Genomic DNA, 11,873 nt, shown 5'->3' with positions numbered 1-11,873 from the left:
GGCCGACATGGCTGCCGAACGTAAGAAGATCCTGCTCCGGCTGGATCCCGCAGTGCACGACGCGCTCGCCCGCTGGGCGGCCGACGACCTGCGCAGTACCAACGCTCAGATCGAGTTTCTGCTCCGGCGGGCGCTGGCCGAGGCCGGCCGGCTCCCGTCCGGTGTCGGCAAGCTCCGGCGGCCCGGCCGACCGGCCAAGGAGGGCGACAGTGATGATGAGTAGGGCGTTACCGAAGCGGCCCGCGCGGGTCGGACCGGCCGCGGCGCCGGAGGCCCTGGCCGCGCGAATCTTCTTACTGGCTTACGATCCCGCGAAGGGTCGGCTGACCGGTCGCTCGAAGCTGGGCAAGACCTTGCGAGCCGCCGCGCTGATCGACCTGCAGCTCCGCGGAAACCTTGCCGATGACAACGGTCGGGCCCAGGTGACCAAAGCAAAACCGCCCAACGACGAGATCCTGGCCGGCATCCTCACCGAGATCGGTACGACGGGATCGCGCAAATGGCGGACCTGGATCGACCGCCGGCAACGCGCGATCGTGCGTGACGTGCGCGACGACCTCGCCCGGACTCAGCTGATCCGGGTCGAACCACATCGGATCCTCGGTCTGATCCCGGCCGACCGCATCACGATCCGCCAGCCGCTGGTACGACGTCAGTTGCTGCAACGGACTACCGACGTACTGCGGCCGTCGCGCCTCGTCACCCGGATCGACCTCCGGGACGCGGCTCTCGCCGTACTGGCGTCGACCGCTGATCTGCGCATCGTGATCCCCAAGGAGCTGCGCACGCGGCACAAGGATCGCCTTGCCCAGTTGACGGTTCGCGTCGGCCCGGTGGTCCCGGCCCTGAAGAAGTCGTTCCAGTCCAGCAGCGCAGGCTAGTCCTGCGGGGTGGCTGAGCGGGTGGCCAGCACGCTGAGGCTGTGCGCGATCGAGGTGAGCGCCAGGGCGGCGACCGCGTCGTAGGTTCCGGCCTTCAGCTTGGCCGCTGTGGTCGCCGCCTGCTCCGCGAAGAGCTTGGCTGCTTGCAGATCGTTCTCGTGAGCGTTCATGGGAGTGACGCTAGTGGCCGCGCGGGCCGCCGCGCGGTCGTCGTACCGCAATCGCAATTGACCTGAGCGCCGACCGTGGCTGTGGTGCTATGGTTCGTTGGTTAAGTAATGAACCTAAGAACCTAAGAGTCTAAGAGTCTAAGAGTCTAAGAACCGGGGGAGGTGAGGCCGTGATGTTCGACGAACGCAGCCCGATCTACCTGCAGATCGCGGAGCAGATCAAGAACGACATCGTCAGCGGCGCCCTCGCCGAGGACGAGCAGGTGATGTCCACGAACCAGTACGCCGCGTTCTACCGGATCAACCCGGCGACCGCTGCCAAGGGGTTCGCGCAGCTCGTCGACGAGGGCGTGCTCTACAAGAAGCGCGGGATCGGGATGTTCGTCAGCCCGAACGCGCGCGAGTTGCTGCGCTCCGACCGCAAGGAAGTGTTCTTCAGCGACGTGGTGGAGCCGGTGATCCGCGAGGCCAAGGCGCTCGGTGTCCCGCTGCGGGACGTTATCCACTACATCCGTACGTTCGGAGGCTCGTGATGGCAGCCACCGCCCTCTCGGTACGCACCGAGAATCTGTCGGTCCACTTCGCCGGTACCCCGGCCCTCGATCGCCTGGATTTACGCCTGGCGCCCGGGAAGATCCACGGACTGCTCGGCCGCAACGGTTCCGGCAAGAGCACACTCGCCGCCGTCTTGGCCGGCTTCCGGCAACCCGATGACGGACAGGTCCTGATGGAAGGCGCCGGAATCGGTACGCCGCTCGCTCCGTACGAGAACGCGGTCGTCACCAGCCGGATCTGCCTGATCCGTGAATCCGGTGACCTGGCCGGCAGCCTCCAGGTCCGGCATGCGCTCGCGCTGGCCGAGAGTCTGCGCCCGTACTGGAGCGCCGACCTGGCCGGTGAGCTCCTCGACCGCTTCGAGGTACCGACGAACCAGCGGATGCAGAAGCTGTCCCGCGGGAAGAAGTCCGCGCTGGCCGCCGTGCTCGGCCTGGCCAGCCGGGCTCCACTGACGATCTTCGACGAGACCTACCTCGGCATGGACGTCCCATCCCGTACGGCGTTCTACGACGCCCTGCTCGCCGATTACGTCGAGGTGCCGCGGACGATCGTGATGTCCACGCACCTGGTCAACGAGGTGAGCACGCTGCTGGAGGATGTCGTCATCCTCGACAACGGCCGGCTCGTCACCCAATCGCCGGTGGATGCGTTGCGCGGTCGCGGTGCGGCGGTCGTAGGCCCAGCCAGGACGGTCGACGAGTTCACCATCGGGCTCACGGTGCTGGCCGAGGAGAAGCTCGGCGGGACTAAGTCCACAACGGTTCTCGGCGACCTCGACCCTGCGCTGCTCGCGCAAGCAGCCTCAGCCGGTCTCGAGGTCGGGCCGGTCGGTCTCCAGGACCTCTTCGTCCATCTCACTGCCCCGGCATCGAAGGGAACCCGCTCGTGAGCACAGCGACTGCAACCCTGCCGCGCGGCGTTACCGACGGCCGGCGCCTCCGCATGGTGCTGACCGCCATGACTGTCGGATCGCGGCCGATGCTGCTCGTCTACTGGGCGGTGATGCTGATCGTCTTCATGGCCGGCGGACTGATCGTCCAGTTCATCACTGACGGCACCGGCCACAGCATCTGGGACTACGGCACCCAGTCGCCGAAATACTTCTCACTGGCGGTCGGCATCAGCGTGGTTCCGACGTACGTGAACGCGATGGTCGCCCAAGGGGTCACCCGGCGGATGTTCTCGGTTGCCTCGAGCATCTTCTTGACCGCGGCCGCGCTGATGACCGCGGTGATCTGGGTGGTCGGCTACCAGATCGAGCGAGTGGTCTACGACTCGCAAGGCTGGGCGCAGACGATGGAGAACCTGCACCTGTTCTCCAGTACGTCGCAGGTCTGGCTGATCCTCGCCGAGTTCGGGCTGCTCGTCGTCTCGCACGAGGCAACAGGCTGGTTGCTCGGGGTCACCTTCTACCGGTTCGGTTTCTGGCGCGGGCTGGCGCTGGCCCCGGTGTCGCTGGTCCCGGCCGCGGCGACCGAGTTCCTGCTGGTCTCGCAGTGGCTCGGTAACCCGTTGTCCGAGCTCGGCTATCACCGCCCGTCACTCGCCATCGCCGTACCGGTGGTCGCTCTGGTCACCGCACTCGGTCTGTACGTCGGTTATCGCGTTCTGCAACCGATGGCCCTCAAGCCCGCCAAGGGCTGAGTTATGCACAGGGCATGTGTATAACTCAGCTGCGTTCTGTGGATGGTTGCGTGCTCACTGTGGACGACACGCAGAGAGTCGCCAGATCACGAGAACTGTTGTCTGGAAAGGGTTGTGCGACCGCCATCGGCGGCGGTAGAAATGTCGACACGCTGTTCTCTCGAGGAGCGGCGGGTCGAACGGAAACCGAGGACCCAAGCGGTGGGGATCCCCACCGAGGTAGACCGGTGACGGGGTCTGCCGGTCCCACGGATCTGGCTCGGGAGGCTGGAGACGTCACCTTCCTTCAGCTTGTTGGGCCCCTCCGACTCATACTCGGAGGGGCCCCACTTTGTCAGTGAGACCCCTCCGTCTCGATATGTCAGCCGAGCACGATCCGCAGTATTGCGGAATCGCGAGCTGTCACGTGCACCTCGGTCCCGCGCGCGGTCCGGACCACCTGGTACGGCGTGGCGCGGCCGTTGAGCGTTACATGGTTGAGCTTCGCGCCGACCGGGATCACCGCGCCGACCGTGAAGGTCGCCTTGACGTTGTGAACGGACAGATCGGTCCGCAACTCCTTACCTGTAAGGCTTGCTGAGACATCGATCGACCCACGGCCGAGCCGGATGTTGCTCCCGGCCACCTTCGGCTGACCGGCCGGGATCTGCGGTACGACGGAAACCCGGCCGTGACCGAGATCCGGGTCGACGCCGAGCTGCTGGTGGATCACCGGCCAGAGGATGCCGTACGTTCCCCACGCCTGCAGCGTCATCGACCGGTCGTAGAACGGTCGGCCGATGTTCGCCGCGGAGTCCGGTGACGGCGCGATCTCCGGCATCGCGCCCGGAGTCTCCCAGACCTTCGGGTCGAGCTGGATCCGCGCGTTGCCGGTCGTGTAGACCTGCTGCTGGTTCGCGCCGAGCCGTCCGTAGTTGCCTTCAGCAACCGCCATGATGGAGGTGTTGAGCGAGAAGATGCTGCGCTCGCTTTTCACCTGCGAGACGACCGGGTCGCACGACGCGCCCGGATTGCCCGCCGGGTCCGAGGTCGGTCCGGTGCCGGTGTGGTACAGGCCGAATTCGCCTGTGTAGCAAGGCCTCTCGCGTTGGGTGAGCGCCGTGGCGGCATTCTCCGCAGATGCGAGCGGCGACGTCGGCTGGCCGGGACGGACCAGCTCGGCCTCCATCGGCGTGACGCCTGTCCAGTGCCGTTGGAAGATCGGGGTGTTGTCGTTGGCCGGATTCGCGGGGTCGTCGATCGAATCGGCGTACCCGAGAGCCTGCGGGACCCACCACTGAGCCTCGAATCGCGCCTCGACGTCCTTCGCGCGAGCAGTCGCCCACTGCTCGACCTTGCTGTCGTGGCGGGAAGCGGCCAGGTCGGCGAGATCGCGCAGTCCGCGCGCGAGGTAGACCGTGCTGTCGAGTTTCTCCGCGCCCATGCCGGAGCGTTCGACGTTCGCGAGACCTTCGGGCCAACCGTCCTTGTCCTTGTCGAGTTCGCGATAGACGTACTGCAGGTTGCGAACGCTGAAATCGTAGAAGTCGTCGCGGAACCGGTCGTCGCCAGTCCATCGCCAGAGCAGCGCGACGATACTCGGGAACTTCACCGTCTCGTCGGTATTGCCCGCGCTCTGGTTGGAGCCGAAGTACACGTCGCCGGTCGGGACGATCTCGTGCGCGACCTTCCCGCTGCGCGCGTTGAGCAGATCGCTGATGTCCCGCAGTGCCTTGAGATGTGCCTTGACTGTGTCGAACTGGCCGGCCGCGACAGCGGCGTACGACGTGTACTCGCCGTCGGTCGCGAAGAGCCACGGGTAGTCCGGGAAGCCGGCGCCGAACCAGCGCGCGGTGTCGACGGTACCGACCGGGGCCGGGTAGTCCTTGCCTTCGTTGACGTCGCGGACCTGCAGGTTGCGCGCCTCCTGCACGGAGTCGGCCAGGTTCTGCTTGCTCCACTCGACGCTCTGCTGCAGCAGCCGGTCACCAGGCAGGTCCACTGCGGACATCTGATCGATCTGCTGTCGCGCTGCGGCCTTTGCCTGCAGCAACTTCCCGGGGTTGCTGAGTGCACGCTGATACTCGCGCTGCGCCGCGGAAGGCCCAGCATCGGACCCGGCGACCGCGAACCAGATGGTCTGCTCACGACCCGGTTTCAGGGCGACGTCGTACGTGAGCCGGCCACCGGTTCCCTTGCCCACCAACGAGTCGTCGCACCGCGCGGGCGTCGTACCGTCGGCTGGGCAGATGACAGCGGGGTCTTGCGGGCCGCGCTGGTTCGGGCCGAGCGTGTGGTTCGTCGGACGCAGGGACGATCCGACGTACGCCGCGTAGTCCCGGTCGCGGAACTGGAGCGAACCGTTGCTGTAGGCACCGGTGTCCGGCAGATTGGCGTCGGCCGCGCTGGGCGTCGTCCAGCCCCACGGGTACGACGACATCAACTCCGAGTGCGCGTCCACGTCGAGGCTGACCGTCTTCGCCGTGGCCGAGGTGAGCGTCAGGCCGACGAGCGTTGCGCGTAAACCATCCGGCACGAAGTCGGTACGGCGTACCTGCACCGCACCGTTGTAATCGATCCGGCTGTATCCGTGGCCGCTCGTGTACTTGGCCGCGGCGGTGTCCGTCCCCAGCCACTTGCCGTCGAGCCCGAACCACAAACCGTCCAGCAGCTTGATGGGTTGCGTCCAGAACCCGCCCATCTCGCCGCGAATGTGCCAGCCGGTTGCCGGGTAGAGCCCGGACTCGTCGCCCATCGCATAAGCCCGATCGCCGACGACCAGCGAACGCCGATCGGGAAGACGCGAGCTTTCGGACAGTTCGTGGGGAGTTGGTTGTGGGGGTGGTTTGCCTGCAGTGGCTGTTGCTGCGCCTGCCAGCAGAGCGGTGACCGCAAGCATCGTCAGGCCAGGTAGTCGGGGAGTCATGGCGGGTTCCTCCTTCTCCGGCGCATCGGGCACCGGATCAGCCAGGGGCTGTGCTGCCTCTGACCACTAGTTCGGGGAGCAGCAGGCGTTCGGTGGGGCCTGCGGGTGGGTCGGTGAGGATGGTGATCAGCTCGGCGGCGATGTCGTCCATCGGCTGGCGCAGGCTGGTCAGGCCGGGGGAGACGACGTCGGCCAAGGGGGAGTCGTCGAAGCCGGTGACGCCGAGGTCGACTCCCGGAGTGAGGCCGCGGCGGGTCAGTTCGCGGAGGACGCCGAGGGCGAGAATGTCGCTCAGGGCAACGATTCCGTCCGGCGGCTCGGGGCCGTCCAGCAGCTCGGCCGCGGCGCGGGCGCCCTCGTCGAGGGTGTCTTCGGTGCAGTGCACGGCCAGCCCGGTCGTCGGCAGTCCCAAGGCTGTGCAGGCGGTTCGCCAGCCGTCGAGGCGATCCTCGGCGAGACCGGAGGTCTTCGGCCAGCCGATGAACGCGATCCGGCGCCGCCCGGTCTCGTGCAGATGCCGAACCGCCAGCCCCGAACCGGCCGCACCGTCGACATCGACCCACGGCCCCGGCTGCGTGGTCTCCTTCCACACCCGGCCGAACGAGACGAACGGGATCTTCTTGTCCTTCAACCACCCGTGCCGCGGGTCCCGCGTCTCGGTCTGCGACAGCACGAACCCGTCCACGAGCCGCCGCGCGTGCAGATCGTCGTACGTCGGCATGCCGTCGACACCGGGTGGTGCGGTGAAGAGCAGGATGTGCCGACCGGTGCTCTCCGCGGCCGCGCACAAGGCGTGCAGGAACTGGTCCATCACGAGATGCGTCCGGCTCGGCCAGCTCGGAACGCAGTACCCGATCAGCTCGACCGCGCTCGTTCGCAGGCTGCGGGCGTTACGATTAGGCCGGTAGTTGAGCAGCTCGATCGACCGATTGACCCGCGCGAGTGTGTCCGGCCGCAGCCGATGTGGTGCGTTCAACGCGTTCGACACCGTCTGGACCGAGACCTCCGCGTGCGCGGCGACCTGCTTTAGCGTGGCCACAGCAACCTCCCGCGGGCGTTTTGAACGTTAAAATCCCCAGCAGTCTGCCTCTGACCGCACCCAGGTGTCAACGTCTCGGTGGCCCGCCGCGCACGATCGCCACCGTCTCCGCGACCGGCAACGGTGGAATCCACCGGCCCCACCAGGTCGCCCCCGCGTCCGCGAACGCTGCCGGGTCCCCGCCACTCACCTTCACGTCGAACCCGTCGACCTCACCGCGCTCCGCCAGCAAGCGCCGTACGTCGTCCGGCGTCAGCTGCTGCGGTGCGTCTGTGCTTCCTTTGTACGCACAAGTCCCGTCCCAACGCACAATGCGTCGCCGGACTGCCGGCACCAGCAGATTCCCGCCCACCCACACCGGAATCCGCGGCTCCTGTACGGGTCGAGCCGTCAGTTGCGCGCCATCCACCTGGTAGTGCTTCCCCGTGAACGTCACCGGCGCCCCCGACCACAGCCGGTCGATCACCTCGAGCCCCTCATCCAGCATCTCCGCCAGCACCCGCGGCGGCTGCCGCGGCATGAACGGATCCCCAGGATCACCAATCCCCACCCCCAGCACGAACCGGCCACCCGACAGGTGATCCAGCGCCACCGCCTCGGCCGCCACTGTCCACGGACTACGCCGGGGGAGCGGCGTCACCGTCGTACCGATCCTGATCCGCGACGTAGCCACCGCCATCGCCGCCAGACAAACCCACGGATCCCACGTCGGCTCCGAAGCATCCCCCTGATAGACGAGATAGTCCTCGAGAAACATCCCGTCCCACCCGGAGTCCTCCGCCACCCGAGCCAACTCCGCCAACCCCCGCGGATCCCGCCCAGCCCCGACCGCTCCCACCGTCACCGAGTAGCGCATGGACCCGACGCTAGCGGGCCCTACCGACAGTGGGCCGACCGCCAGCACCCACTAACCTCCGGCGCCAAGGCGCGGCCACGCTCAGCCGTCCTCTGGAATCGACCTCGCCGAACGGTTAGTGGGTGGCTGGCGTCCGCTTTAGGCGGCGTGACCGCCGTCGATGGTTAGTTCAGTGCCGGTGATGTAGGCGGCGTGCGGGCCGGCCAGGTAGGTGATGGCGGCCGCTACCTCGGCAGGGGTGCCGAAGCGGTCGAGCGCCAGGTGCTCGATCTGCGGGTCGGCGTACGGGCCGTCGGCGGGGTTCATGTCGGTATCGATCGGGCCGGGCTGGACGACGTTCGAGGTGATGTGCCGCTCGCCCAACTCGCGCGCCAGACCCTTGCTGAGGCCGACGAGAGCGGCTTTGGTCATCGCGTACAGCGTCATGCCGGGCCCGGTTACCCGAGCGGCCGCGCAGCTGCCGATGTGGATCAGCCGGCCGCCGTCGGTCAACAGAGGTGCTGCCGCCTGGCTGGCGGCGTACACGGCGCGCACGTTGACGGCGAGCGCCCGGTCGACATCAGCGAGCGTGAAACCGCCGATCGGGCCGATCGCGCCGACCCCTGCGTTGTTGACGAGGATGTCCAGTCCGCCCAGAGATCCATGCGCCTCCCGTACGGCGTTCGCGACGGCGGCTGCCTCGGCCTTGATGGCGAAGCCGCGGCGGCCGAGGCGCTCGACCTCCTTCAGTACGGCGGTCGCCGCGTCCGGGGAACTGTTGTAGGTGAAGGCGACATCGGCGCCGGCCTCGGCGAGGGCGATCACGGTCGCCGCGCCGATCCCGCGGCTGCCGCCGGTGACGAGAGCGTTCTTGTTCAGCAATGCGTTCATGGGTTCTACTTCAGGCGATCGGCTGCCTGCGTTCCGGCGGGAATGCGACGCCAGGAACCGACGTCGCATTTTCGCTATCAGACATTGTTCGCTACACCTCGATGTCGTAAAACCGCTAGAGACTGTCGGTGGCAGCGGGGATGCTGGTGCTTGTGTATGAATGCAGGGAGCGGTGTGTGCGGGCGGTGCAGTCGAAGGACGCACGGTTCGACGGGTGGTTCTTCACTGCGGTGCTGACGACGCGGATCTACTGCCGGCCGAGTTGTCCGGTGGTGCCGCCGAAGGTCAAGAACATGGAGTTCTATCCGAGCGCCGCGGCCGCGCAGCAGGCTGGGTTCCGCGCGTGCAAGCGGTGCCGGCCGGATGCGAGTCCAGGGTCGCCGGAGTGGAACGACCGGGCCGACCTCGTCGCCCGGGCGATGCGGCTGATCGCCGATGGGGTCGTCGACCGCGACGGCGTACCGGGGTTGGCGACGCAACTCGGTTACAGCGTGCGGCAGGTGCAGCGACAGTTGCTGGCTGAGTTGGGGGCTGGACCGCTCGCGCTCGCGCGGGCGCAGCGCGCTCAGACCGCGCGGTTGCTGATCGAGACCAGTGACCTGCAGATGGCTGATGTCGCTTTCGCTGCCGGGTTCTCCAGCGTGCGGACCTTCAACGAGACCGTGCAAGAGGTCTTCGCGCTGTCTCCAACGGAGCTCCGAGGAAGACGCGGTACGGCGGCTGTCGCGCCCGGCACGATCTCGCTCAGACTGCCATTCCGCGCGCCCCTGAACCCCGACAACCTCTTCGGTCATCTGATCGCGACCGGCGTACCGGGCGTCGAGGAGTGGCGCGACGGCTACTACCGCCGCACGCTGCGGCTGCCGCACGGTCATGGGGTGGTCGCGCTCAAGCCGATGCCGGATCACATCGCTTGCCAATTGGCGCTGACCGACCAGCGGGATCTCGCGATCGCGATCAGCCGGTGCCGCCGGATGCTCGATCTGGACGCCGATCCGGAGGCGGTCGACGAGTTGCTCAGCACTGATCCCGTGCTCGCTCCGTTGGTTGCGAAGGCGCCGGGTCGCCGGGTTCCTCATACGGTGGACGGCGAGGAGTTCGCCGTACGGGCGGTGCTTGGACAGCAGGTGTCGACGGCGGCTGCTCGGACGCATGCGCACCGGCTGGTTCTCCAGCATGGTGAGCCGATCGAGGATCCGGCTGGTGGGCTGACGCATCTATTTCCGACCATGCAGGCGTTGGCGGGGCTGGATCCGGAGACACTGGCCTTTCCGAAGTCCCGCCGTACGACGCTCACGACGCTGATCGAGACGCTCGCCGCGGGCGGGATCGACCTCGGCGCCGGCGCCGACTGGGATCGCGCGCGTGAACAGCTTGCCGCGTTGCCAGGCATTGGTCCGTGGACAGTTGAGTCGATCGCGATGCGGGCGTTGGGTGATCCGGATGCGTTCGTGGCCAGCGACCTCGGCATCCGGTACGCCGCTCGCGACCTGGGGTTGCCTGAGGCCCCTAAACCGCTGACGGAGCATGCACGCGCGTGGCGGCCCTGGCGTGCGTACGCCGTCCAGTATCTGTGGGCGACCGGTGACCACGCCATCAACAAGCTTCCGCAGGAATAGGAGTGAGCATGTCCGACCTGACCACCGACCGGCTGCTGCTGCGGCAGTGGCGCGACTCCGACCGGGAGCCGTTCGCCGCGCTGAACGCAGACCCGGAGGTGATGAGGTACTTCCCGAGCGTCCGGCCCCGCGAAGAGAGCGACGCGCTGATCGACCGCGAGACCGCGCTGATCGCCGACCGCGGGTGGGGACTGTGGGCGATGGAGGTCCGGGAGACGGGTCAGTTCATCGGCTTCACCGGCCTGGCGGTACCGACCTTCGAGGCGGACTTCCTGCCCGGCGTCGAGATCGGCTGGCGCCTGGCAAAAGGTGCCTGGGGCAACGGCTACGCGACAGAGGCGGCCAGTGCCGTGCTCGACATCGGCTTCGGCCCGGCCGGCCTGAGCGAGATCATCTCGTTCACTGCTGCGACCAATGTCCCGTCCCAGCGCGTCATGCAGCGCATCGGGATGATCCACTCCGCCGACTTCTACCACCCGCGTCTGCCCGACGGTCACCCGCTGCGGCCGCACGTCCTCTACCGGATCAGCCGATGACCTACGCCATGATGGACAGTCCGGTCGGGCCACTCACCCTGGTCTCAACCGAGGCGGGTGAGTTGGCCGGTCTCTACATGGAACAGCACCGCCATCAACCCCCGATCGAGACCTTCGGCGATCGTGACGATGCGGTTCTGCCGGCGGTCGCCGAGCAGCTGACCGAGTACTTCGCGCACGGACGCACCACCTTCGACGTACCGCTGCATCTGGCCGGAACCCCTTTCCAGCAACGCGTTTGGACAGCACTCAAAGCTATCCCGTACGGCGAGATCACGACGTACGGCGAAATCGCCCGCGAACTCGGCCTGGTCCCGGGTGCCTCCCGCGCCGTCGGCCTGGCGAACGGGAAGAACCCGGTCAGCATCATCGTCCCCTGCCACCGCGTCGTCGGCTCCACCGGCAACCTCACCGGCTACGGCGGCGGCCTCCATCGCAAACAAGCCCTCCTGGACCACGAACGCGGCGACGCCCTCTTCTAACGTCCGAAAGACCGGAGGGCCTGTCTCCGGGTTTTCGGACGTTAGCTCCGCTTCCCGCGTAACGTCCGAAGGACCGCAGTGCACCGTCGGCGTGTTTTCGGACGCAAGCGACTTAACCTCGGTTGCGTCCGAAGAGGTGGAGGGCGTGGTCGGCGTGTTTTCGGACGTCAGCGATTTAACCTCGGTTGCGTCCGAAGGGGCGGAGGGCCCGTCTCCGCGTTTTCGGACGTTAGCTCCGCTTCCCGCGTAACGTCCGAAGGACCGCAGTGCACCGTCGGCGTGTTTTCGGACGCAAGCGACTTAACCTCGGTTG

At 67.3% G+C, this 11,873-nt stretch carries 13 protein-coding genes; 8 read left to right on the top strand and 5 right to left on the bottom strand.

The genetic code is table 11. From position 1 onward, the window contains the following. The first annotated feature begins 7 nt into the window (after nt 1-7). The gene (locus tag ACFVWG_RS30670) at nt 8-223 is read left to right on the top strand and encodes a hypothetical protein (protein ID WP_391546922.1); all 216 of its coding nucleotides are present in this window, start codon (nt 8-10) and stop codon (nt 221-223) included. Further along, nucleotides 216-881, top strand: coding sequence for a GPP34 family phosphoprotein (locus ACFVWG_RS30665; protein WP_391546921.1), 666 nt, complete (start codon nt 216-218; stop codon nt 879-881). The genes ACFVWG_RS30670 and ACFVWG_RS30665 overlap by 8 nt, the downstream gene beginning before the upstream one ends. Here the strand turns inward: ACFVWG_RS30665 and ACFVWG_RS30660 are convergent. Further along, nucleotides 878-1,051, bottom strand: coding sequence for a hypothetical protein (locus tag ACFVWG_RS30660; RefSeq protein ID WP_391546920.1), 174 nt, complete (start codon nt 1,049-1,051; stop codon nt 878-880). The two genes, ACFVWG_RS30665 and ACFVWG_RS30660, sit on opposite strands and share 4 nt — an antisense overlap. 173 nt (nt 1,052-1,224) lie before the next feature. On the opposite strand from ACFVWG_RS30660, the gene ACFVWG_RS30655 reads away from it, so the two are divergent. Genes ACFVWG_RS30655 through ACFVWG_RS30645 form a run of 3 tightly spaced genes read left to right on the top strand, consistent with a single transcriptional unit; the run spans nt 1,225 to nt 3,253 of the window. Next, on the top strand, nt 1,225-1,584 hold the full coding sequence (locus ACFVWG_RS30655; RefSeq protein WP_391546919.1) for a GntR family transcriptional regulator: 360 nt from the start codon (nt 1,225-1,227) through the stop codon (nt 1,582-1,584). After that, nucleotides 1,584-2,498, top strand: a complete 915-nt coding sequence (locus ACFVWG_RS30650; protein WP_391546918.1) for an ATP-binding cassette domain-containing protein — start codon at nt 1,584-1,586, stop codon at nt 2,496-2,498. Before ACFVWG_RS30655 ends, ACFVWG_RS30650 begins: the two co-directional genes overlap by 1 nt. Then, nucleotides 2,495-3,253, top strand: coding sequence for a hypothetical protein (locus ACFVWG_RS30645; RefSeq protein ID WP_391546917.1), 759 nt, complete (start codon nt 2,495-2,497; stop codon nt 3,251-3,253). The genes ACFVWG_RS30650 and ACFVWG_RS30645 overlap by 4 nt, the downstream gene beginning before the upstream one ends. Before the next feature lie 361 nt (nt 3,254-3,614). On the opposite strand, the gene ACFVWG_RS30640 is transcribed toward ACFVWG_RS30645, so the two are convergent. The 4 genes from ACFVWG_RS30640 to ACFVWG_RS30625 all read right to left on the bottom strand — a co-directional run bounded on the left by ACFVWG_RS30640 (nt 3,615) and on the right by ACFVWG_RS30625 (nt 8,923). Then, complete coding sequence (locus tag ACFVWG_RS30640) at nt 3,615-6,158, bottom strand: glycogen debranching protein (protein WP_391546916.1); 2,544 nt, start codon at nt 6,156-6,158, stop codon at nt 3,615-3,617. A 37-nt stretch (nt 6,159-6,195) separates the two neighbouring features. After that, on the bottom strand, nt 6,196-7,197 hold the full coding sequence (locus ACFVWG_RS30635) for a LacI family DNA-binding transcriptional regulator (protein ID WP_391546915.1): 1,002 nt from the start codon (nt 7,195-7,197) through the stop codon (nt 6,196-6,198). Nucleotides 7,198-7,264: 67 nt separating this feature from the next. Further along, nucleotides 7,265-8,053, bottom strand: a complete 789-nt coding sequence (locus tag ACFVWG_RS30630; protein ID WP_391546914.1) for an LLM class flavin-dependent oxidoreductase — start codon at nt 8,051-8,053, stop codon at nt 7,265-7,267. A gap of 138 nt (nt 8,054-8,191) precedes the next feature. Continuing rightward, a complete protein-coding gene (locus ACFVWG_RS30625) occupies nt 8,192-8,923 on the bottom strand; it encodes an SDR family oxidoreductase (protein ID WP_391546913.1) in 732 nt (243 codons plus the stop codon). A 176-nt stretch (nt 8,924-9,099) separates the two neighbouring features. Here ACFVWG_RS30625 and ACFVWG_RS30620 point away from each other — a divergent pair, with 176 nt between their 5' ends. Genes ACFVWG_RS30620 through ACFVWG_RS30610 form a run of 3 tightly spaced genes read left to right on the top strand, consistent with a single transcriptional unit; the run spans nt 9,100 to nt 11,560 of the window. Then, the gene (locus ACFVWG_RS30620) at nt 9,100-10,542 is read left to right on the top strand and encodes an AlkA N-terminal domain-containing protein (protein WP_391546912.1); all 1,443 of its coding nucleotides are present in this window, start codon (nt 9,100-9,102) and stop codon (nt 10,540-10,542) included. Nucleotides 10,543-10,550: 8 nt separating this feature from the next. Next, nucleotides 10,551-11,078: a GNAT family N-acetyltransferase gene (locus ACFVWG_RS30615; protein WP_391546911.1), complete on the top strand. Its 528-nt coding sequence runs from the start codon at nt 10,551-10,553 to the stop codon at nt 11,076-11,078. Next, on the top strand, nt 11,075-11,560 hold the full coding sequence (locus ACFVWG_RS30610) for a methylated-DNA--[protein]-cysteine S-methyltransferase (RefSeq protein WP_391546910.1): 486 nt from the start codon (nt 11,075-11,077) through the stop codon (nt 11,558-11,560). The genes ACFVWG_RS30615 and ACFVWG_RS30610 overlap by 4 nt, the downstream gene beginning before the upstream one ends. Nucleotides 11,561-11,873 lie beyond the last annotated feature (313 nt).

This window comes from Kribbella sp. NPDC058245 (genome assembly GCF_042882005.1).
Classification (GTDB): Bacteria; Actinomycetota; Actinomycetes; order Propionibacteriales; family Kribbellaceae; genus Kribbella.
Note: the sequence above shows the minus strand (reverse complement) of the source record. Positions and strands in the feature narration are given on the sequence as shown.